At 41.4% G+C, this 23,426-nt stretch carries 20 protein-coding genes and 5 tRNA genes; 2 read left to right on the top strand and 23 right to left on the bottom strand.

Annotated elements, in window-relative coordinates; all coding sequences use genetic code 11:
- Positions 1-181, top strand: a 181-nt coding sequence (locus VXS03_RS18320; RefSeq protein ID WP_327765297.1) for a hypothetical protein, incomplete at its 5' end; no start/stop codon positions are given.
- Here the strand turns inward: VXS03_RS18320 and VXS03_RS18315 are convergent.
- The 11 genes from VXS03_RS18315 to pncC form a co-directional block, all read right to left on the bottom strand.
- Positions 173-264: transfer RNA gene (locus VXS03_RS18315), tRNA-Ser, on the bottom strand. The two genes, VXS03_RS18320 and VXS03_RS18315, sit on opposite strands and share 9 nt — an antisense overlap.
- Before the next feature lie 57 nt (positions 265-321).
- Positions 322-398 (bottom strand) — tRNA-Arg (locus tag VXS03_RS18310).
- 64 nt (positions 399-462) lie between these two features.
- Positions 463-554 (bottom strand) — tRNA-Ser (locus VXS03_RS18305).
- Between the two features lie 67 nt (positions 555-621).
- Positions 622-698 (bottom strand) — tRNA-Arg (locus VXS03_RS18300).
- An 84-nt stretch (positions 699-782) separates the two neighbouring features.
- A tRNA-Ser gene (locus VXS03_RS18295) sits at positions 783-874 on the bottom strand.
- Positions 875-1,147: 273 nt separating this feature from the next.
- A complete protein-coding gene (csrA, locus tag VXS03_RS18290; RefSeq protein WP_036793345.1) occupies positions 1,148-1,345 on the bottom strand; it encodes a carbon storage regulator CsrA in 198 nt (65 codons plus the stop codon).
- Positions 1,346-1,429: 84 nt separating this feature from the next.
- Positions 1,430-2,614: an aspartate kinase gene (locus VXS03_RS18285; protein ID WP_327765296.1), complete on the bottom strand. Its 1,185-nt coding sequence runs from the start codon at positions 2,612-2,614 to the stop codon at positions 1,430-1,432.
- Positions 2,615-2,630: 16 nt separating this feature from the next.
- Positions 2,631-5,252 carry an alanine--tRNA ligase gene (alaS, locus tag VXS03_RS18280; RefSeq protein WP_327765302.1) on the bottom strand — a complete coding sequence of 874 codons (2,622 nt, stop codon included), beginning with the start codon at positions 5,250-5,252 and terminating at the stop codon, positions 2,631-2,633.
- 354 nt (positions 5,253-5,606) lie between these two features.
- Positions 5,607-6,836, bottom strand: coding sequence for a voltage-gated potassium channel protein (kch, locus tag VXS03_RS18275; RefSeq protein ID WP_327765295.1), 1,230 nt, complete (start codon positions 6,834-6,836; stop codon positions 5,607-5,609).
- A gap of 223 nt (positions 6,837-7,059) precedes the next feature.
- The gene (gene recA, locus VXS03_RS18270; RefSeq protein WP_327765294.1) at positions 7,060-8,112 is read right to left on the bottom strand and encodes a recombinase RecA; all 1,053 of its coding nucleotides are present in this window, start codon (positions 8,110-8,112) and stop codon (positions 7,060-7,062) included.
- Positions 8,113-8,239: 127 nt separating this feature from the next.
- Entirely contained in the window at positions 8,240-8,737 is a 498-nt protein-coding gene (gene pncC, locus VXS03_RS18265; protein ID WP_327765293.1) for a nicotinamide-nucleotide amidase, read from the bottom strand.
- A gap of 213 nt (positions 8,738-8,950) precedes the next feature.
- On the opposite strand from pncC, the gene mutS reads away from it, so the two are divergent.
- The gene (mutS, locus tag VXS03_RS18260) at positions 8,951-11,533 is read left to right on the top strand and encodes a DNA mismatch repair protein MutS (RefSeq protein WP_327765301.1); all 2,583 of its coding nucleotides are present in this window, start codon (positions 8,951-8,953) and stop codon (positions 11,531-11,533) included.
- 160 nt (positions 11,534-11,693) lie between these two features.
- Here mutS and rpoS read toward each other — a convergent pair whose 3' ends face one another.
- From rpoS to VXS03_RS18200, 12 genes are all read right to left on the bottom strand, one after another.
- The gene (gene rpoS / locus VXS03_RS18255) at positions 11,694-12,686 is read right to left on the bottom strand and encodes an RNA polymerase sigma factor RpoS (RefSeq protein WP_327765292.1); all 993 of its coding nucleotides are present in this window, start codon (positions 12,684-12,686) and stop codon (positions 11,694-11,696) included.
- A gap of 89 nt (positions 12,687-12,775) precedes the next feature.
- On the bottom strand, positions 12,776-13,699 hold the full coding sequence (locus VXS03_RS18250) for a peptidoglycan DD-metalloendopeptidase family protein (RefSeq protein ID WP_327765300.1): 924 nt from the start codon (positions 13,697-13,699) through the stop codon (positions 12,776-12,778).
- A gap of 21 nt (positions 13,700-13,720) precedes the next feature.
- Positions 13,721-14,350 carry a protein-L-isoaspartate(D-aspartate) O-methyltransferase gene (locus VXS03_RS18245; RefSeq protein WP_327765291.1) on the bottom strand — a complete coding sequence of 210 codons (630 nt, stop codon included), beginning with the start codon at positions 14,348-14,350 and terminating at the stop codon, positions 13,721-13,723.
- A 2-nt stretch (positions 14,351-14,352) separates the two neighbouring features.
- On the bottom strand, positions 14,353-15,105 hold the full coding sequence (gene surE / locus VXS03_RS18240) for a 5'/3'-nucleotidase SurE (protein WP_327765299.1): 753 nt from the start codon (positions 15,103-15,105) through the stop codon (positions 14,353-14,355).
- The gene (gene truD, locus VXS03_RS18235) at positions 15,083-16,138 is read right to left on the bottom strand and encodes a tRNA pseudouridine(13) synthase TruD (protein WP_327765298.1); all 1,056 of its coding nucleotides are present in this window, start codon (positions 16,136-16,138) and stop codon (positions 15,083-15,085) included. The genes surE and truD overlap by 23 nt, the downstream gene beginning before the upstream one ends.
- A gap of 37 nt (positions 16,139-16,175) precedes the next feature.
- A complete protein-coding gene (gene ispF, locus VXS03_RS18230; protein WP_327765290.1) occupies positions 16,176-16,649 on the bottom strand; it encodes a 2-C-methyl-D-erythritol 2,4-cyclodiphosphate synthase in 474 nt (157 codons plus the stop codon).
- Complete coding sequence (ispD, locus tag VXS03_RS18225; RefSeq protein ID WP_327765289.1) at positions 16,649-17,356, bottom strand: 2-C-methyl-D-erythritol 4-phosphate cytidylyltransferase; 708 nt, start codon at positions 17,354-17,356, stop codon at positions 16,649-16,651. The genes ispF and ispD overlap by 1 nt, the downstream gene beginning before the upstream one ends.
- Before the next feature lie 33 nt (positions 17,357-17,389).
- The gene (gene ftsB, locus VXS03_RS18220) at positions 17,390-17,668 is read right to left on the bottom strand and encodes a cell division protein FtsB (RefSeq protein ID WP_080158206.1); all 279 of its coding nucleotides are present in this window, start codon (positions 17,666-17,668) and stop codon (positions 17,390-17,392) included.
- Positions 17,669-17,977: 309 nt separating this feature from the next.
- A complete protein-coding gene (eno, locus tag VXS03_RS18215; protein WP_080158207.1) occupies positions 17,978-19,282 on the bottom strand; it encodes a phosphopyruvate hydratase in 1,305 nt (434 codons plus the stop codon).
- An 80-nt stretch (positions 19,283-19,362) separates the two neighbouring features.
- Positions 19,363-21,003, bottom strand: coding sequence for a CTP synthase (locus tag VXS03_RS18210; protein ID WP_327765288.1), 1,641 nt, complete (start codon positions 21,001-21,003; stop codon positions 19,363-19,365).
- A gap of 223 nt (positions 21,004-21,226) precedes the next feature.
- The gene (gene mazG / locus VXS03_RS18205) at positions 21,227-22,036 is read right to left on the bottom strand and encodes a nucleoside triphosphate pyrophosphohydrolase (protein WP_327765287.1); all 810 of its coding nucleotides are present in this window, start codon (positions 22,034-22,036) and stop codon (positions 21,227-21,229) included.
- Between the two features lie 99 nt (positions 22,037-22,135).
- Positions 22,136-22,552 (bottom strand): hypothetical protein, encoded by a 417-nt coding sequence (locus VXS03_RS18200; RefSeq protein ID WP_327765286.1) that lies wholly within the window; start codon positions 22,550-22,552, stop codon positions 22,136-22,138.
- Positions 22,553-23,426: the final 874 nt, after the last annotated feature.

The following is a 23,426-nucleotide window of genomic DNA, read 5'->3' as shown; positions in this document are numbered from 1 at the left end:
ATTCGAACCTCCGACCGCCTGGTTCGTAGCCAAGTACTCTATCCAGCTGAGCTACGCGCGCACTGGGTTTCTTTTGGAAAATTTACATCCAGAAACCATTCCTTTTAGCTATAAAAGGAATTATGCAATCGCCAAATCTTACCTTGCGGTAATTTTTAACAAAAGCAAAGAATGGCGGTGAAGGAGGGATTCGAACCCTCGATACGGGATAAACCGTATACTCCCTTAGCAGGGGAGCGCCTTCAGCCTCTCGGCCACCTCACCACACAAATAGGTATAAGTAACACGTTAATTTATATGATTAACCTATTGCTTAAATAATGGTGCGCGCGGGAGGATTCGAACCTCCGACCGCCTGGTTCGTAGCCAAGTACTCTATCCAGCTGAGCTACGCGCGCACTGGGTGTTTCTTGCTAAAGAAAACACCATATTGATTTCAACATCGTTGCCATCAATAAAGAATGGCGGTGAAGGAGGGATTCGAACCCTCGATACGGGATAAACCGTATACTCCCTTAGCAGGGGAGCGCCTTCAGCCTCTCGGCCACCTCACCACACAATTCGGTGCAAGTAACAAGTGATACTAGTCGCTAAAACTAATATGACTCATTGCTTAAATAATGGTGCGCGCGGGAGGATTCGAACCTCCGACCGCCTGGTTCGTAGCCAAGTACTCTATCCAGCTGAGCTACGCGCGCACTGTGCTTTGTTACCGCTGCATTATCCCAAATTAAGATAATTAAATCAATAAGAAAGCGTTCACAATATCCATTAAAAAATAATGGCGGTGAAGGAGGGATTCGAACCCTCGATACGGGATAAACCGTATACTCCCTTAGCAGGGGAGCGCCTTCAGCCTCTCGGCCACCTCACCATGTTGTGGAGGCACATATTACTGTTAGCCCAAAATAAGTCAAACACTTTATTGATAAAAACCAATACTTGCCGCACGAATGAACACTAAGTAAGCAATGAGACAATTAATGCGACGTAGCCACGAAAATATTCACTTTATAGGACAGATAACACATTCAAAAACGAGTTCAATAAACATCGTCTTTGGACTAAATTTAATTACGACTTATTAAGGTATTACTTTTCTACAGGCACAAAAAAGGCCAGGATAATTATCCTAGCCCTCTTTGAATCAGTAGTTACCAGTACTCGGAGTACCAGCTTCTTTTTCTGCTTGAATTCGCATGTATATTTCTTCACGGTGAACAGATACTTCTTTAGGTGCGTTAACACCAATACGTACCTGATTTCCTTTAACACCTAGAACAGTAACAGTTACTTCGTCACCGATCATTAGAGTTTCACCTACACGACGTGTTAAAATTAGCATTCGAGTGCTCCTTGAGTAATCTCAGTCTTATAAGAATTTAACGTTTTATCCAATAAAATTCACAATTTCGTAAATAGCCGTGGCTCAAGAAACAGCAAGATGCGATAGATTACCGAAACACGGGTTATCGACCACAAATTTTTCATGGATTAAATCAACAGCTGTAAGATGATCATCATCATTAATTAATAAAGATAAACATTTCTTATCGCCCTGATATGTATGCACTGTAATGCCAGCCTCTTGTAACACCATTTGAATAGGCTCCAAATGTTGCTGAATATCCTTTCCAATCAAGGAAAGTATAGAGACCATACCAATATGGCGCATTTTGCTATCAAACACTAGTCTTAAACGTGCTAAATCATCATTAGAAATAACGATTTGTGATATGTCATCACTAGAATTAGTTGATAAATTCCAAGCTGTCAAACCATATAGACCCAGCTGCTCATTAAGAACAGTTGCTGGTAGTGTAATGCTAACTAAAACCTGCTGCCTTTGGAGCGCAACACCAATGATGTTTTGATTACTCATTACATCAAAATTCACTAACGTTCCCTGCCCTTCCTCAAATGAAGAAAGAACCCGCAATGGAACGCGATGTTGGCATGCATACTCTACAGACTGTAATTGTAGCACTTTTGCCCCTAGGCGCGCCATGCAAGTCATGTAATCAAAGTGAATAACGTCTAAACGAGCCGCACTTGGTACAATTCTTGGATCTGTAGAATACACTCCGTCAACATCTGTAAAAATTTGACATTCGTCTGCATTAAGCGCACTAGCAATAGCAACCGCAGTGGTATCTGACCCGCCACGTCCCAAGGTTGTGATATTGCCATCAACATCACGCCCTTGGAAACCGGCCACGACAACAATGTTGTCTTGGCCTAGTAATGTGGTCATATTCTGGGTTTCAACCTCATGGATAGTGGCATTATTAAAGTTGCTATCGGTATGGATAACAACTTGATCCGCCGTCAATGAGGTCGCACTATAGCCTCGTTTATTCAACGCCATAGCTAATAAAGCAATTGATACTTGTTCACCCGCAGCAAGCAAAACATCTAGCTCTCGCGGTGTAGGAATAGCATCAATTTGCTTAGCTAAGCCCAATAGCCGATTGGTTTCACCGGCCATTGCAGACAATACAACAACCACTTGGTGGCCACACTGGCGAGCTTTGATTACTCGCTCAGCAACGGCTTCTATTCGTTCAATACTACCAACTGATGTACCACCAAATTTCTGCACTAATAGTGCCACATTACCTCTCCAGTGATTACAGTTTGTCAGCTAGCCATGGTGCAACAGTCTCTAATGCTGCAGGCAATGCTGCTGCGTCAGTTCCGCCAGCTTGTGCCATGTCAGGACGACCGCCGCCCTTACCGCCAACTTGCAATGCTACCAAATTAACTAACTCACCAGCTTTTACTTTGCCAATTAAATCTTTAGTAACACCAGCAATTAAGCCGACTTTACCTTCGCTAACATTACCTAATAACACCACACCGCTACCTAGTTGATTTTTTAACTCATCAACCATGCCACGTAATGCTTTGTTATCAGCGCCGTCAAGTTTGGCAATTAATACTTTAATGCCATTAATTTCTTGTGCTTTATTGATCAAGCTAGCGCCTTCTTGTGCCGCTAGCTTGTCTTTTAACTGTTGAATTTCTTTTTCTAGTTGTTTGCTGTGTGACACTAACGCAACCACTTTGCTAACAACAGACGCCACATCAGACTTCACTAAACGTGCAGTTTTCGCCAGCATCATATCTTCAGTGTGCATAGCAGCAATTGCGCCAGCACCTGTTACAGCTTCAATACGACGAATACCTGCGGCGATACCACTTTCAGATAAAATCTTAAATAGACCGATATCACCAGTACGGTTAGCGTGAACACCACCACAAAGCTCAGTCGAGAAATCGCCCATGCTTAACACACGAACTTGGTCATCGTACTTCTCACCAAACAATGCCATTGCGCCTTTTGCTTTCGCAGCTTCAATGTCCATGATGTTAGTATCAATACTATGGTTAGCACGAATTTGTTCGTTAACCATATTTTCAACAGCACGTAATTGTTCAGGTTTAACGGCTTCTAGGTTTGAGAAGTCAAAGCGAAGGCTATCCGCTTTTACTAATGAACCTTTCTGAGCAACATGATCACCCAAAATAGTGCGCAATGCAGCATGCATTAAGTGTGTTGCTGAGTGGTTTAAGCTAATCGCTTGACGACGCTCAGAGTCAACAGCTGCAGTCAATGATTGACCAACAGTAAGTGAACCTTCAACTAATTGGCCTTTATGACCCGTAGCAGCACCAAACTTTTGCGTATCGGCAACGTTAAACACCACGCCTTCAGCTGTTAGTAAACCGCTATCACCACATTGACCGCCTGATTCTGCATAAAATGGTGTATTTGATAATACAACTAATGCATTGTCGCCAGCATTGATCGCATCTACAGCATTACCGTCACGGTACAGTGCTACAACAACACCTTCACCATCCGTTGCGCTGTAACCACAGAACGTCGTTTCAGCATCAACTTTGATTGCGTCATTGTAGTCAACACCAAAGTTACCCGCATCACGAGCACGTTGACGTTGAGCTTCCATCGCAGTTTCAAAACCATCTTCATCGATTGAGAAGCCGCGCTCACGCGCAACATCGTTAGTTAAGTCAGCTGGGAAACCATAAGTATCGTAAAGCTTAAATACTGTTTCACCATCAAGTACGTTACCGTCGATGTTATCCAGTGCTTCATTTAGAATTGTTAGGCCACGCTCAAGTGTGCGGCTGAAGTTGTCTTCTTCAATCTTAAGTACTTTTTCTACTAGCTCTTGCTGTGCTTTAAGCTCAACACCCGCAGTGCCCATGATTTCAGCTAATGGACCAACAAGTTTGTAGAAGAATACGCCCTGTGCACCTAGCTTGTTACCGTGACGAACTGCACGACGAATAATACGGCGCAATACATAACCACGGCCTTCATTTGATGGCATTACACCGTCAGCAATAAGGAAAGCACAAGAACGAATATGGTCAGCAACAACACGTAGTGATTGATTAGACAGATCGTCATAGCCAATAACTGCTGCCGCTTCTTTAATTAGCGTTTGGAAAATATCGATTTCGTAGTTTGAGTGTACACCCTGCATGATTGCAGCAATACGCTCAATACCCATACCTGTATCAACAGAAGGCTTAGGTAGCGGTTCCATTGTGCCGTCAGCTTGACGGTTGAACTGCATAAATACGTTATTCCAGATCTCAATGAAACGGTCACCATCTTCCTCTGGTGTGCCTGGACGGCCACCCCAGATATGATCACCGTGATCATAAAAGATTTCAGTACATGGACCACAAGGACCAGTATCGCCCATTTGCCAGAAGTTATCTGAAGCAAAAGGTGCACCTTTGTTGTCGCCAATACGTACGATGCGATCTGCTGGAATACCAATTTCTTTATTCCAGATTTCAAATGCTTCATCATCACTTTCATAAATAGTAACAACAAGACGATCTTCAGGAAGCTTTAGCTCTTTGGTCAAAAATTCCCACGCATAACCAATCGCATCATGCTTGAAGTAATCGCCAAAACTGAAGTTACCTAACATTTCAAAGAAAGTATGGTGACGGGCAGTAAAGCCTACATTTTCAAGGTCGTTGTGTTTACCGCCTGCACGTACACAACGTTGAGCGCTTGTCGCACGTGTGTAGTTACGCTTTTCAAGACCTAGAAATGTATCTTTAAACTGGTTCATACCTGCGTTAGTGAATAACAACGTTGGGTCATTCGCAGGTACAAGAGATGAGCTTTCCACGATCTGGTGGCCTTTGCTCTCGAAAAATGCAAGATACGCGCGGCGAATCTCATCAGTGCTCATGTACATTGGCAAATCCTGAATTAATGCTTGGAATAGAAAGACAGAAAAACGCCTCATGGCGAATTTCTTAGATAATCGTTCAGTCCTCAAACCACAGGAACTATGAACAATCACCATCTAATAATAAAACTAAGATAAATTTTTTGGGGGCTATTGTAAAACAACGGTAGCTATTACGGGAAATGATATGTGACGAAATGTATCAAATAATCCCCATTAACACGTCGTCTTGGCACTGAACCCGCATGTAAACTATCCATATAACATATGAACTCACATCGATAATGGCGATAAATTTAGCATTAACGCCATTATAGTTCCGCTATCATAGCGATGTTTTTTTAAGCGAATACATTAATATTATTTATTAATTTCTTTTTCTGACAGCCCTTGTACTGAATGCAATAGCGATGCCACGATAGAGTCACTATCGATACTTTCACCATTTAATACTCGTGCCAGAATATCACTTGCAAACTGCTGTGGTGAAATCACAATGTCAGGATTAACACTTTTCACTTTATTTATATTCTTACTTTCATTAACCAATGCTACTGTTCGTGCAGAACTGGCTAATTCAATCGCCGATAACACAATAAATGCATTGTCAGCATCGTCATCACTCAATGCCAATACAGCTTTGGCATTCATCACTCCAGCTTGAGTTAAAATAGTGCCGTCACTGTAATCGCCAACAACCACATCTAACCCTTCCAGCTGGTCTTTAGCGACTTGCTGAATTCGAGGCGAAACAATTACAGTTATAGGTTGCTTACGTTCTGTTAATTGTTTGATGGTATTCACAGCTAGGCTTGATAAGCCACAAATTATAAAGTGATTAGTACGATCCATTTTTTTACTATTACCTTTAACAAGTCGTTCAAAACCACTATGAACAACAGGACCTAACACTGACGTTGCCGATGTGGCAAAGACGGTAATACCAGACACAATAACTGAAATAGTAAATAATCGTGCTGGCTCAGAAACAGGAACTATATCGCCATATCCTACCGTAGACATGGTTTCTATCGCATAATAAAACGCAGTCAATAAACTGGTGATCTTGGGATTAAACCCATCGCCAAAATACAATGCGCCATAGGTCGATGTTAATAAAAGCGTGATCACACTGATTAACGCAAAGATACTACCTGCGGCAACACTGCTTTTAGAAAAATATTTGCGCACCATAAACAATAAAATTAATGAGGCAATACCGTAATGAATATTATGCGTTTGCTGTGGATGAATATGATTTGTATAAAAAATATTGATCAGCATTAAAGTAAAACTGATCATCCATGATATTCGAGCTCTAAAAAAAAGACCTATCGAACTCATAACGATAAAAACACCCAACATAAAGTAAGGCGCATTGATCAAAAAGCTCGCATTTATCTGTTCATAATCACGAACATTAAACAACGTCAATAAATCAATCGGCAATCCGTAAATCGTATGAAAAATAAGCCCACTATTACCTAAAACAAACAAAGCCACAAAAATATGGCGCAGAGTGTAAAGCCACTTAGTAAACCGTCGAATAATATTCCCAATCCAACGTATAAACGACACGTGTTCTTTCATTACAAATACGCCTACCTACTAAACGTGAGGACTCAATTCAATGACCAATAAATATAACGTTAGCTATTTACTTGGCATATTAAAGCAGAAAACGCGGTAAATTTGTCAATTAAATTAGCGTCTATAAATACCATTACAACTTAAATTGAGCCCATAAAAAAACCCAGCACAATGGCTGGGTTTCTATCGACGTATTATATAGATACGCTAAATAGTCGTTTGATTAAAAAGCATCACCGTCTTCAGCATCAATAGCTGCAACATCCGGAGTTTCTGTTTCGGCAACGGCAGGCGATAACAGTAAATCACGCAATTTTTTCTCAATCTCAGCAGCAATTTCAGGGTTTTCAACAAGGTATTTGCAAGAGTTTGCTTTACCTTGACCAATTTTATTGCCTTGGTAGCTATACCAAGCACCTGCTTTTTCAACTAATTTATGTTTAACACCAAGGTCAATTAATTCACCATTACGGTTAAAACCTTGGCCATATAAAATCTGAGTTTCAGCTTGCTTAAACGGCGCTGCAATTTTGTTCTTAACAACTTTAATACGGGTTTCATTACCCACAACTTCATCACCATCTTTAATTGCACCAGTACGGCGAATATCAAGACGAACAGAAGCATAGAACTTCAATGCATTACCACCCGTTGTCGTTTCTGGGTTACCAAACATTACACCAATCTTCATACGAATTTGGTTAATGAAGATACACATACAGTTAGACTGTTTAAGATTACCGGTTAATTTACGCATTGCTTGCGATAACATACGTGCTTGAAGGCCCATATGTGAATCACCCATTTCACCTTCAATTTCAGCTTTTGGTGTAAGAGCCGCAACGGAGTCAACAACGATTAAATCAACGGCCCCTGAACGAGCTAGTGCATCAACAATTTCTAGTGCTTGCTCACCTGTATCAGGTTGAGACACAAGAAGTTGGTTAATATCAACACCCAGTTTTTCTGCATAAATTGGATCAAGTGCGTGTTCAGCGTCAATAAATGCACACGTCTTGCCTGTTTTTTGAGCTGCAGCAATCGTTTCTAAAGTTAACGTTGTTTTACCTGAAGATTCTGGACCGTAGATTTCTACAATACGTCCCATTGGTAAACCACCAGCACCCAGTGCAATATCAAGTGATAATGAACCAGTTGAAACAGTTTCGATATCCATAGTACGGTTATCGCCCAATTTCATAATTGAACCTTTACCGAACTGCTTTTCAATCTGACCTAACGCTGCGGCAAGAGCCTTTTGCTTGTTATCGTCCATTCGACTCTCCAACGGATGCTAAAATAAAGTAACTAAACTGGGTATGAGACTTAGTATACTGTCTATTCATACAGTGTCTAGTTCTGGTTTGCTTTTTTTTGTTAAATACGAATTTTTAAGGATAGGATCACAAATCCATCACTTCATTGACGCGACAAATCAGGCCAGATAATGCTTCAGTAATTGCTTGTTGTCTCACCTGTTGGCGCGAACCACTGAATAAGCAGCATCGTGTTTGTTGCCAGCCCGTTGCATCCGCCCAAGCAAACCATACGGTTCCCACAGGTTTATCATCAGTACCACCATCAGGGCCTGCAATACCACTAATTGCGACACTAATATCAGCACGTGACGCAGCTAAAGCGCCACAAGCCATTTCAAATACAACCGCTTCACTTACCGCACCAAATTCCATTAGGGCTTGCTCAGTAACGCTTAACATTTGTTTCTTAGCTTCATTACTATAAGTAATAAAAGCACGATTAAACCATGCTGAACTTCCCGGAACATCAGTAATCGCAAATGATACACCACCACCAGTACAAGACTCAGCGGTAGTTGCTACCCACTGTTTAGCGGTTAGTACTTCACCAAGTTCATAAGCCAATTGTTCAATATTTACCATTTGTGCCTCCAAGCTGGTTTCTATTTATTGCCTTTAATACATTGATGTATATCAGCTAACTTTACGCCTGTTCATCACCATTGCAAAGATGATAAAAAAAGTCCAATGGCTACTTTGCCCGATCCACTGATTCACGTATCCTTAGGCTTCATTATTTTATTGGTCGAGCTACGCCAAGTAGCCGACGTTGAACCAGCAAGAGTAGGCAATATCGTGACGATAAAAGGCTTAGAAAAACATACTCCTATGATGCAACAGTTCCTTCGGATCAAAGCTGAAAACCCTGATATTTTATTGTTCTACCGTATGGGCGACTTCTATGAGATGTTTTTTGATGATGCCAAGCGAGCTTCACAATTACTTGATATCTCGCTGACGAAGCGTGGCGCGACCAATGGTGAACCTATTCCAATGGCAGGTGTTCCTTACCATGCGGTGGAAGGTTACTTGGCTAAATTGGTACAGCAAGGGGTATCGGTCGCTATCTGTGAGCAGATTGGAGATCCCGCCACCAGCAAAGGTCCTGTAGAACGTAAAGTTGTCCGTATCGTAACACCAGGTACCGTCAGTGATGAAGCATTGCTGAACGAGCGTCGTGATAACCTTATTGCCGCTATTTATACTGCCAATAACAAATTTGGCTACGCAACGCTTGATATTACCTCTGGCCGTTTCATGCTAACCGAGCCAACAACAGAAGAAGAAATGCAAGCAGAGCTACAACGTACTAGCCCAGCTGAATTGCTTTATCCTGAAGATTTCACATATTTGCATTTAGTCGACCCCTTCAAAGGTAAACGTCGTCGTCCAATTTGGGAATTTGAATTAGAAACCGCACGCCAACAACTGACATTGCAGTTTGGAACGCGTGATTTAGTGGGCTTTGGGGTCGAGAATGCCAACTTAGGTTTATGTGCTGCCGGTTGTTTGATGCAATATGTCAAAGATACTCAACGTACAGCTCTACCGCATATTCGTGCAATCATCCTTGATACTCAAGATCATGCGGTCATTTTAGATGCTGCAACACGACGCAATTTAGAATTAACCCAAAACTTGGCGGGCGGTTTTGATAATACCCTAGCTGAAGTATTAGATCATACAGCAACCCCAATGGGTAGCCGTTTACTTAAACGTTGGTTACATCAGCCCATTCGCGATCAGCACCAATTAAATGGTCGCTTAAATGCTATTGAGGCCTTTAAAGACAGCGGAATGTTCGTCGATACGGCCAGTGTTTTACGCCATATGGGCGACTTAGAACGTATTGTTGCACGATTAGCATTACGTTCAGCGCGTCCTCGTGATTTAGCGCGTATGCGCACTGCAATGCAGTATTTGCCTGAACTAGCACAATTATTAGCTGACATTCCACAGCCTCGCATTGGGGAGTTAGCACAGCACAGTGCGCCAATGGATGATCTATGCCAACTACTTGAGCACGCGATCATTGAAAACCCACCGGTTATTATTCGTGATGGAGGCGTTTTAGCACCTGGCTATAATGCTGAATTAGATGAATGGCGTGATTTAGCCGATGGCGCTAAACAATATTTAACTGATCTTGAAACTCGTGAGCGTGAGCGCCACGATATTGATAGCCTAAAAGTCGGCTTTAATCAGGTTCATGGCTTCTTTATTCAGGTTAGCCGCGGTCAAAGCCACTTAGTCCCTGAGCACTATATTCGTCGCCAAACCCTAAAAAATGCTGAACGCTATATTATTCCTGAATTAAAAGAGCACGAAGATAAAGTACTTAATTCAAAATCAAAAGCCTTAGCACTTGAGAAAAAATTGTGGGAAGAGCTGTTTGATCAACTGCTGCCACATTTAGAACGATTGCAGTTAGCGGCAAGTGCATTATCTGAATTAGATGTATTAGCCAACTTGGCTGAACGCGCTGATAGCTTAAATTACTGCCGCCCACAACTAACCACGACCACAGGTATTAATATTACCGCGGGTCGTCACCCTGTGGTTGAGCAAGTATTAAGTGAACCGTTTATCGCGAACCCTATTGCGTTACATCAAGATCGTCGCATGTTGATCATTACCGGCCCTAACATGGGCGGTAAATCAACTTACATGCGTCAAACTGCACTGATTGCATTAATGGCACATGTTGGTTCATTTGTTCCAGCAGATGCGGTAACTATCGGCCCATTAGATCGCATTTTCACCCGTATTGGTGCATCAGATGATCTTGCTTCTGGCCGTTCAACCTTTATGGTCGAAATGACGGAAACCGCTAATATTCTCCATAATGCAACCAAACACAGTTTAGTCTTAATGGATGAAATTGGTCGTGGTACTAGTACTTATGATGGATTATCTCTTGCGTGGGCGAGTGCAGAATGGCTAGCTGATAAAATTGCGGCAATGACATTATTTGCCACTCACTATTTTGAGCTAACTGAATTACCGTCTTTACTTTCAGGCCTTGCGAATGTTCACCTAGATGCGGTTGAACATGGTGACAATATTGCATTTATGCATAGCGTTCAGGATGGCGCTGCCAGCAAATCTTATGGTTTAGCTGTGGCAAGTCTTGCAGGGGTCCCTAAAGCGGTGATCAAACGTGCTAAAATAAAGCTAAAGCAACTAGAAGCATTAGGGCATCAGAAAGCCCAACCATCAGTAGCAATAGCAGGGCAACCACCCCGAGAGGAACATCAACTAAGTTTGATTCCAGAGCCAAGTGAAGTTGAAGAAGCATTAACCAACGTCAATCCTGATGAGTTAACGCCACGTCAAGCACTTGATGAACTGTATCGATTAAAAGCATTGTTACGCTAATTACACATAAATTAAATGACATCAAAAAAGGACGCAACAGCGTCCTTTTTTATTTTCATCGTTCTAATGAGTATTCACTCGCATAAAAGTGTGAATAAAAAGACTGCTAGTATTAATACTCATGATGGTATTAGGCTACTTTCGTCATTGACACTTTTGCTTAAACTTCCTGATTAAATAGCGACTCAATACTTAGCCCTTGATGGGTTAACATGTCACGTAAACGACGTAATCCCTCAACTTGAATCTGACGAACACGCTCACGTGTTAAACCAATTTCACGGCCAACATCTTCTAATGTCGATGCTTCATAGCCTAATAAACCAAATCGACGCGCTAACACTTCACGCTGCTTGGGATTAAGATCTTGCAGCCAATGAACAATCGAATTTTTGATGTCATCATCTTGGGTCGAAGTCTCAGGGCTACCGCCTTTTTCATCAGGAATAATATCCAGTAAGGCTTTTTCAGAATCACCACCGATAGGATTATCAACCGAGCTTACACGCTCATTGAGACGAAGCATACGGTTAACATCATCAACAGATTTTTCAAGTTGCTGTGCAATGTCTTCAGCAGTTGGCTCATGATCAAGCTTTTGGGCTAATTCACGTGCCGTACGTAAATAAACATTAAGCTCTTTCACTACGTGAATAGGTAAACGAATAGTACGAGTTTGATTCATGATAGCCCGTTCAATCGTTTGACGGATCCACCATGTTGCATAAGTTGAAAAGCGGAAACCACGTTCAGGGTCAAATTTTTCAACCGCACGAATAAGACCTAAGTTTCCTTCTTCAACTAAATCAAGTAACGCTAAACCACGATTACTGTAACGACGTGATATCTTTACGACTAAACGAAGATTACTTTCAATCATACGTTTGCGAGCGACTTCATCACCACGGAGTGCACGGCGAGCATACAACACTTCCTCTTCTGCGGTGAGCAAAGGAGAATATCCAATTTCACCAAGGTAAAGTTGGGTTGCATCAAGTGCTTTAGCGCTTGTCTCATATTTGGAGATATCAACATCTTCAGTCGATGCTGACGTATCAGAATTATTATCAGTTGGCACCACCAAACTATTAAGTTCAATGCTGTCATCTAATGTCAATGATTCAAGTTTTTTGGCTGTGCTGCTTCTACTCATAGCGCCTCCCAGATGGCGAGTTAAAGACATTACAACGTCATGATGTCATCTCTAATTTGTACGTTTCTCACTATTTTTATTATGGTGTGCTATTTAGGAAGAAAGCGCATTGGATCGACAGACTTACCTTTATAGCGGATTTCAAAGTGCAATCTAACACTTGATGCACCTGAACTACCCATTGTTGCGATTTCCTGACCAGCTTTAACTGATTGTTGCTCTTTAACTAGAATTTTGTCGTTGTGCGCATAAGCACTGAGGTAATCTTCATTGTGTTTAATAATGACTAAATTGCCGTATCCTCGTAGTGCATCACCTGCATACACAACTTTACCTGCTGACGCTGCTCGAATTGGAGTACCACGTGCAGCGGTAATATCGATACCTTTATTGCCATTATCTGCATTTGAGAACCCTGCAATAACTTTTCCTTTCACTGGCCAAGCCCAACCAGAGCTTGAAACTTGTACGGCAGGTTTTGTGACTACCGGTTTGGTTGTTACAGGCTTAGTTGTTACGGGTTTGTTAACTTTTGTTTTTTCAGAGTACTCTTTTGCTTCGCTCTTAGCAACTGGTTTATTGGTTGTTTTTTGCTCAACAGGTTCTGATACTACTTTTTTCGGTAAGGTCTGGGTTACCGTTTTCGTCGTAGGCGGTTCAACCAATGGAGTGACAACAACACTCTTTGATGGAGAAGGTATTGTGCGCGCTGGTGTAACTACATGGCTTTCCGATGTTGGAATCGCCAGGCGCTGCCCTGGATAGATAGTATAGGGATAAGGTAAACGGTTTAGCTTTACGATGTCTTTAACATCACGCCCCGCCATATAAGAGATAAAATACAGCGTATCTCCTTTTTGAACAGTGTAATAGCGCCCATGAAAGCTACCACGTTGGAGTTGAGAATAATCTTTAGCAAGATTAGAAACAGGAGCAGGCGTATGACTACTACATGCAGATAGCAGCATTACACAAGTTGCTGCTAGCAAAGAAGGTTGAATTATTTTTTTCATCATACGCTCAATACTCATTATTTACGCCAAATCTCCAGCCACTAACGGCACAAATTTAACAGGTTCAATATCCGTTTCAATAAACTGATCGCCGTTGCGAACAATCAATCTTAACACTTGTTCTGAATAACCTACGGGTAATATTAACCGCCCACCATCAGCAAGTTGGGTTAATAGGCTCTGGGGAACCTCACTTGGCGCAGCGGTCACAATAATAGCATCAAATGGGCCTTTGCTTTCCCAGCCCTGCCATCCATCACCATGTTTGGTTGAAATATTATACAATTCTAATTGTTTAAAACGTCGCTTTGCTAGCCATTGCAGACCTTTAATTCGCTCAACAGAATAAACATGATCGGCTAACTGCGCTAACACTGACGCTTGATAACCTGATCCTGTACCAATTTCTAGCACCGAAGATTGCGCTGTCAACGCTAATAGTGACGTCATTTTAGCAACAATGTAAGGCTGCGAAATTGTCTGACCACTGCCTATAGGTAGTGCATTGTTTTCATAAGCTTGATAAGAAAATGCTTCATCAACGAAGAACTCTCTTGGTATTGCAGAAATAGCACGCAACACTCGTTGATCAGTAATACCGCGAGCGACTAATAACGCAATTAAGTTATCAACTTGCCTCTGATAACGCATAGTTATCGGATCTCCACCGTATGCATCCAGCTTTCTAGCCCGGCTATTGCATCATGCGCAGTCAGGTCGACTTGCAACGGAGTAATTGAAACTTCCCCGTGTTCAATCGCAAAAAAATCAGTACCCTCTGCTGCATCTTGCGTGTCACCAGGAGGGCCTAACCAATATAAGGGATTACCCCGAGGATCAGTTTTCTTTATCATGTTGACTGCTCGATGACGCGCACCTAAACGGGTTGTCTTCCACCCTTTTAGCTGTTCAAAAAGCACATCAGGAACATTCACATTAATGATTTTATGTGCCCCCTCTAAGGGATGCATCATCATTTTTTCAATTAAGATTTTAACAACTTGAGCGGCAGTTTCAAAATGGGTCTCGCCGACTAATGACACTGCAATGGCAGGCACACCTAAGAAATAACCTTCTGTTGCCGCTGCAACAGTGCCGGAATACAACACATCATCGCCTAAATTTGCACCATGATTAATACCCGTAACCACAATATCAGGACGAACATCTAACCATTCAGTCAGTGCAAAATGAACACAATCAACGGGTGTACCCTGTACTGCAACCTTGTTATTACTTTGCTGACGAATACGTAATGGATAATCAATCGTTAACGAATTAGATGCCCCCGATCGATTACGATCAGGAGCGACCATCGTTACTTCACCAAGGTCACTAAGGACCTTGGCTAACGTATTTATACCTTCAGCAAAAATACCATCATCATTGCTGATCAGTATTCTCATCATTCATACCTTCTGATTCTAGCGGCATGATCAACTCACGCACTACTGACGTCGCAAAACTACCAGCAGGCAAAGCAAAAGAAAGAATCACACCGTTATCATCAAATTGCCACTGCATATTCTGCGGTAATAATAATAAAGGACGACGATCATGACGCATACGGTTATCACGAACCAATGCCACTAGTGCAGGTTCTTGTTCAACAATCGCTAATTCAAATGCTTGTGCGTCTGCTGTTGTAGGTAGTGCATTGTCACCCAGTAATGGGCCAGTAATCGCCACCTCACCACTCATTACTTGCTGTTGTAATTCAGGTGTCATTGTTTCTGCAATAAAAGTGCGATCATCACCCGCCGTTTGCAAGCAATCACCCACCATGATTTCACGAGTAAGATTTTGCTCAATACGCGCTGATAAAACTTGGTTAAACATCCAAGAACGGGCTGCAGATAAATAAAAACTACGTTTGCTCTTATCACGAACGCGGAATTCATTATTACCCCAAGCGCGAGCTTTAATGACGTTATTGCCACCATAGCCAAAGCGTTGCTGACCAAAATAGTTGGCAACACCTTGTTGTTTAACTAACGCTAAACGTTCAGCCAACGCTTGTGGTTGGTCTAAATCAGTTAAACGTAATTGGAACCAGTTACCTTGCAGATCACCTGGACGCAATTTTTTATCATGACGTGTCGTTTCAAGAATTTCAATACCTGGATGTTCAGCTTCAAACTGAGTTAAATCAGGATCTGCTTTACCTGGCAAATGAACACTAATCCATTGCTCAGTGACCGCGTGGCGATCTTTAAGACCGGCCCAGCTCACATCACGCGATTTAACACCACAAGCTTTGGCTAATTCATTTACTACATATTTGGTATTTTCGCCCGTTTTGCGAATTTTAACCATTAAGTGCTCGCCAGTACCACTGAAGGTAAAACCTAACTGCTCGTTAACGATAAAATCTTGTGGGTTTGCCTTGATATTTCCTTGGCAAATTGGCTGTTCATGCAGCCATTTAAAACAATCCATTACGTTTGCAGAGGTGTTATTTGTCGACATGGTGTGATTATACCTTTTTAATTAAAACAACTGCTTCACAAGCAATGCCTTCTTTACGCCCAGTAAAACCTAAACGCTCAGAAGTGGTTGCCTTAACATTAATATTGGCGAGATCTGTTTCCAGATCATCAGCAATGGCTTGGCACATCGCAGTGATGTGTGGCGCCATTTTAGGTGCTTGGGCAATAATTGTGACATCCAGATTTCCAAGACAATAGCCCATTGCCTTAACCTTGTTATAGACATCACGCAGTAAAAATCGACTGTCTGCACCCGCCCATTCTGCATCAGTATCAGGAAAGTGGCGGCCAATATCACCCGCACCAATTGCCCCTAATAACGCATCACAAACAGCATGCAAAGCTACATCACCGTCAGAGTGTGCAATTAAACCTTGTTCATAAGGAACAGCAACGCCACCAATAATAACAGGGCCTGCACCACCAAATTTATGCACATCAAACCCATGACCAATACGCATTAATATTGTTCCTTTATTAAAAGTTGAAGATAGAACGCAGCCAACGCCAAATCCTCTGGCTGAGTCACTTTAAAATTATCACTGCGGCCAGCAACAAGCAGTGGCGTATAACCACAAAACTCAAGCGCTGAAGCTTCGTCAGTAATGGTTGCACCTTGTGCTAAAGCCGTTGTTAACGATTGGCGTAATTGCCCTGCACGAAACATCTGTGGCGTGAGTGCATGCCATAAATTATCACGTTCAACAGTATGAAAAATTTGTGGCTGAGTTGATTGTTGATGACCACGTTTCATCGTATCACGTACTGGCGCCGCTAAAATTGCACCACAATCACTATTTACAGCCGCGGTTATTAAGGCGCGCAAATCTGCTCGGCGAACACATGGTCGCGCAGCATCATGTACTAACACCCATGCGTTATCATTGCTAATAGCGGCTAAACCAGCAAACACTGAATCAGCCCGTTCAGCGCCACCATTCACCACTGTAATGCGAGGATCTGTAGCTAATGCTAGCTGTGGAAAATAAGGATCATCAGCGCTGATAGCAATCACTACCTGCGTAATTTCAGGTAAATCCAATAATCGATCAACGGTATGTTCTAAAATCGTTTTACCTTCAATATGAAGATATTGCTTTGGGCGATCGGCCGCCATTCGACTACCGATCCCTGCCGCAGGTACTACGGCAATAAATTCTTCAGTCATTATCAACTTCACTCACAACAAAAAACGCGGTCTTTAGTTATTATCGCCAAGCACACGAATAAAGGTTTCACCGGGCTTAATTAAGCCTAAATCATTACGTGCACGTTCTTCCACCGCTTCTTTACCACCGTGAAGATCTTTAATTTCTGCGTACATTTGTTGGTTTCGTTGTTGTAATTCAGTGTTAGCAGCTTGCTGTAAGGCAACACTTTCTTTTACTGCGGTATATTCATTCATACCGTTTTTACCATCCCAAAAATCGTACTGCAGCCAAGCTAAAAGCACTAGCAGGATAATGATAAACAGACGCATGGTTCCCCTTCAAAATTAGCGTAGATGTCAATGCCACCAAAATACATTCCAATAAACCGCGTCATAGCGAGTCATTGGAATGCAGGCTGCAAAACCGTAATAATCCCATAATCAGCTTATTGTGACCACTATTATGGTTATAGAGTTGATACAGTGCTAGCTGAGTGTCAAATTTGCTGTTAAATCAAACAAAAAACATTTTTTAAGTGATATTTATAGCAACATCACTTTTTAATAAAAAAAAACCGCCTCCTAAGAGACGGTTCGATTTAGGCTAATTGAGTAAACTCAATTATAGGCTTAAAAGAATTAAGCTTGACCTTTAACTTCTTTCAGACCGTTGAAAGCAGCGCGCTCGCCTAGTGCTTCTTCGATACGGATAAGTTGGTTGTACTTAGCAACACGATCAGAACGGCTCATAGAACCAGTTTTGATTTGACCTGCAGCTGTACCTACCGCTAGATCAGCGATAGTTGCGTCTTCTGTCTCGCCTGAACGGTGAGAGATAACAGCAGTGTAACCAGCATCTTTAGCCATCTTGATTGCAGCTAAAGTTTCAGTTAGAGAACCGATTTGGTTAAGCTTGATTAGGATTGAGTTAGTGATGCCTTTCTCAATACCTTCAGCGAAGATCTTAGTGTTTGTAACGAATAGATCGTCACCTACTAGTTGAATCTTATCACCTAGTAGTTCAGTTTGGTGCTTGAAGCCAGCCCAATCTGATTCGTCTAGGCCATCTTCGATAGAAACGATAGCTGGGAACTTCTCAGTAAGATCTTTCAGGAAGTAGTTAAACTCTTCTGAAGTGAATTGCTTACCTTCACCTTTAAGGTCGTAGATGCCTTGTTCTTTGTTGTAGAACTCAGAAGCAGCACAGTCCATAGCTAGAGTAATATCTGTACCTAGCTCGTAACCTGCAGCTTCAACAGCTTCTTGGATTGCTTTAAGAGCAGCTTCGTTTGACTCAAGGTTTGGAGCGAAACCACCTTCGTCACCTACAGCTGTGCTCATGCCCTTAGACTTAAGAACTTTAGCTAGGCTGTGGAATACTTCAGAACCCATACGTACAGCTTCACGAAGTGTCTTAGCACCTACTGGCTGAATCATGAACTCTTGAATATCAACAGTGTTATCTGCGTGCTCACCGCCATTGATGATGTTCATCATTGGTAGAGGCATAGAGAACTGACCAGCAGTACCGTTTAGCTCTGCAATGTGCTCGTATAAAGGCATGCCTTTAGATGCAGCAGCTGCTTTTGCGTTAGCAAGAGAAACAGCTAGGATTGCGTTAGCACCAAAGTTAGATTTGTTTTCAGTACCATCAAGGTCGATCATAAGTTGGTCGATTGCAGCTTGATCAGTCGCGTCTTTACCCATTAGTACTTCAGCGATTGGACCGTTAGCAGCAGCAACTGCTTTAAGAACACCTTTACCAAGGAAACGAGATTTATCGCCATCACGAAGTTCAAGAGCTTCACGAGAACCCGTAGATGCACCAGAAGGTGCAGCAGCCATACCAACGAAACCACCTTCTAGGTGAACTTCAGCTTCAATTGTTGGGTTGCCACGTGAGTCAATGATTTCACGAGCTAGAACTTTAACGATCTTAGACATTGTGTTTCCTCTGCTTTATCTTCAAATTAAAAGCTAAATAAAATAGCTGCAACAATAATTATTGCAGCCATCAGTAATCCTTACTTATCAGAATCGCCGCGGTGATGTACACCTGCAGCTTTAACAAAACCTTCAAATAATGGGTGACCATCACGAGGTGTTGAAGTGAATTCTGGGTGGAACTGTGCAGCAACGAACCAAGGGTGGTTCGGAATTTCAATAATCTCAACTAGCTTCTTATCAGCAGATAGACCTGATACTTTCAGACCAGCCTTCTCTAACTTTGGTAGCAAGTTGTTATTAACTTCGTAACGGTGACGGTGACGCTCATGGATTGACGCTTGAGCATACAATTCACGTGCTTTTGAACCGTCTTGAAGATGGCATAACTGAGAACCAAGGCGCATTGTGCCACCTAGATCAGATTTTTCAGTACGCTCTTCGACATTACCTTCACTATCAACCCACTCAGTGATAAGACCAACAACTGGGTGTTTAGTTTCAGTGTTAAATTCTGTTGAGTGCGCATCAGCCATATTTGCAACATTACGTGCAAATTCGATCAACGCAACTTGCATACCTAAACAAATACCTAGGTATGGAATCTTGTTTTCACGTGCATATTGAGCCGTCAGAATTTTACCTTCGATACCACGATGACCAAAGCCACCCGGAACTAAGATTGCATCAAGGTTAGCAAGCACTTCGGTGCCTTTAGACTCAACATCTTGAGAATCGATGTATTTGATCTTCACTGAGATACGGTTTTTCAGACCCGCGTGCTTAAGCGCTTCGTTAACTGATTTGTATGCATCCGGTAGTTCAGTGTATTTACCAACCAGACCAATAGTCACTTCTGCTGTCGGGTTAGCTTCTTCATAAATAACTTGTTCCCACTCAGATAGATCAGCTTCTGGCGCAGTAATACCAAAACGCTTACATACCAAGTCATCAAGGCCTTGAGCTTTAATAAGTTGTGGGATTTTGTAGATTGAATCTACGTCTTTCATTGAGATAACCGCTTTTTCCTGCACATTACAGAACAGAGCAATTTTTGCGCGCTCGTTTGCAGGAATAATACGATCACTACGGCAAACCAGAATATCTGGTTGAATACCGATAGAAAGTAATTCTTTTACTGAGTGTTGTGTTGGTTTAGTTTTCACTTCACCAGCAGCAGCAAGGTAAGGCACTAACGTCAAGTGCATAAACATGGTGTTTTCACGACCTTGTTGTACTGCAAGCTGACGAATAGCTTCCATAAATGGTAGTGATTCAATATCACCTACTGTACCGCCGACTTCAACAATCGCGATATCATGACCCGCAGCACCAGCAATCACACGATCTTTAATTTCGTTTGTGATATGTGGAATAACCTGAATCGTTGCACCTAGGTAATCACCACGACGTTCTTTACGTAGTACATCAGCGTACACACGACCAGCAGTAAAGTTATTACGCTTAGTCATTTTGGTACGAATGAAACGCTCGTAGTGACCTAAGTCAAGATCAGTCTCTGCACCGTCTTCCGTAACGAATACTTCACCGTGCTGAGTAGGGCTCATTGTGCCTGGATCAACGTTAATGTAAGGGTCTAACTTCATCATGGTCACATTAAGACCACGTGCTTCTAGAATAGCTGCCAAAGATGCTGCAGCAATGCCTTTACCTAGAGAGGATACTACTCCGCCCGTAACAAAAATATAATTCGTTGTCATGTTAAACCTGGAAGATTGGTGTAGAGGATAAAGTGTATCTGGACGGGAAATTAGTATACCAGACACCATTTATCGCCACAACGTGAAAAACTATCACACACCCCTAAGATTTTTTTTGTCTCAAATCAAGGAAGTGATATGCGCGTTATTTTCACCCCATTTCGATACTTTTAGCCACTAAAACACCATACCGTTATAGCATAAACATTCTAAATGGGAATAGTTATTTATTGCATTCGCACCGCTTTACTCTATCCCACTCAAGATCTAGCTCAGTTAATGAGCATTGGTCTAGTGACTTACCTTGTTCTAGCACATTTTTTTCAACTTGGCGAAAACGTCGCTCAAATTTTTTATTGGCTTGTTGCAGTGCATGTTCCGGTTTTACCTCAAGATGGCGGCTCAAATTAACCACAGAAAAAAGCAAATCTCCCATCTCTTCAGCTATCTTATGTTGATCTTGTGGCGTTTGAATGACCTCGGCCATAACTTCATCAAGCTCTTCAGTCACTTTATCTACCACGGGACCTAAACTATCCCAATCAAAACCCTGACTAGCACAACGCTGCTGAATTTTATTTGCTCGTGTCAGGGCTGGTAACGCCAACGGAATATTGGCAAGTAAACTATCGTCTTGTGCCTTTTCAGCCCGCTCTTTGGCTTTTTCTACTTCCCAATTTTGCTTTACTGCCGCTTCATCGGCAAACTCAGCCCCACCAAAAACATGTGGATGGCGACGGATTAATTTATCACTGATTCCTGACACTACATCATCAAAATTAAACAAGCCTTGTTCTTTAGCTAATTGGCTATAAAACACCACTTGAAACAGTAAATCACCCAATTCTTCTTTTACATCTATCCAATTTTTCTGTTCAATGGCATCTGCCACTTCATATGCTTCTTCAATGGTATGAGGCACAATTGAATCAAAGTCTTGTTTTAAATCCCACGGACATCCCGTTTGAGGATCGCGTAACTGACTCATAATTTGTAATAGCTGTTCTATCTGAGGGCGGATTTTATTATCCATATTATCTACTCTTTTAAATGGCGCTGTTAGATCACACTAGCAGCGCCATAACATTGATAGTTAATAGTAGAAAACTAATTCAACGATTCATAGTTACTATTATTGATTATGATGACAGCTTCGATGATGGTTTCCTTCATCACTGTCATGATGGCGGCACTCACTGTTATGACGGTGATTACCGTCTTCATTGTCATAGTGATTACAATCGCCATGGTGACTATGATGGTTACAGCCGCCATTATGATGGGGGTAACTATTATCATTATTACTATCGTGATAGCTGTTGTGATTGTGACGATGATTGCAATCGCTACTATTATGATGCTGACAGTGACTATCATGCTGATGAGTACCATTATTGCTTACAACATATTGAGAACACTGACCGTCGTTACAAACGTGATCAATCGTTGATTCAGCAAATACCGACGTTGACAATAAAAGGCTAACAGCCACTAACACCATCTTTAACATATGCATTTTTACAATGTAATTAAATGCTCGAAAATTCATAATTTATCCTAATAAATATTGATTGTTTAGTTATATTCAAAGACAGTTCAATTAAGAACAACTTAGCGTTATTTTATTTTCAAATCCTTTAATGCACTGAATACATAAAATAAAAAATATCAGCTGCTTTATTGCTTCTGTTGGAACATTCATAAAATCATTATCAGGAATAATAAATAAAGCACAAAGTAATATTATATTTAATATACTTTTCTTTGTTATTACATTGAATATCGTATTTTTCATTACAACTCTCCAATAGCTCTATGTAAATAGAACTATAAATATTACTTTAGTAATATCAGTCACACCTATAAGTTAGGATTGACGACATTAATATAAATAGCATTACTTAATCGAAAAATAATATGATATTTTTCGAATATACAGTAAGTAACATATTATTAGCTAATAGGAGGTCGATATATTGATGGTGCTATTGTAATTATCATTTCATCTTGAATGGCTTCAATTGGCGCTAGTTGACTCACGCTTGCTATTTTCAAAGGTAAAGCAGGTATAATATGTAACACACTACTAATATTGGTATGTGTGACTATTTGACAGCATTGGCAATGAGAACAACGAGAGCAATCTTTACAATTCAAGCAACAATCACTATTAGCAGCAATAGAGTCCGATAATATATCTTTGCTTGATATTGAGATACTTGATGATAATTCGGTTGTGATGCGTGGCACTTGATTTATAAATGCAGCATTTACACTGCTACTTAAAAAAAGCACAGTGGTAAACAATATAAGTATCAATTTATGTAATTTTAAAAAATACATAACACATCATCAAAAGTAAGATGGTTAAATATTATCCTGCCACTTTATATGAGTCAATGCTTTTAATTATTTTCATTTTT

The organism is Photobacterium sp. S4TG1 (assembly GCF_036040035.1).
In the GTDB taxonomy this organism is placed as follows: domain Bacteria; phylum Pseudomonadota; class Gammaproteobacteria; order Enterobacterales; family Vibrionaceae; genus Photobacterium.
Note: the sequence above shows the minus strand (reverse complement) of the source record. Positions and strands in the feature narration are given on the sequence as shown.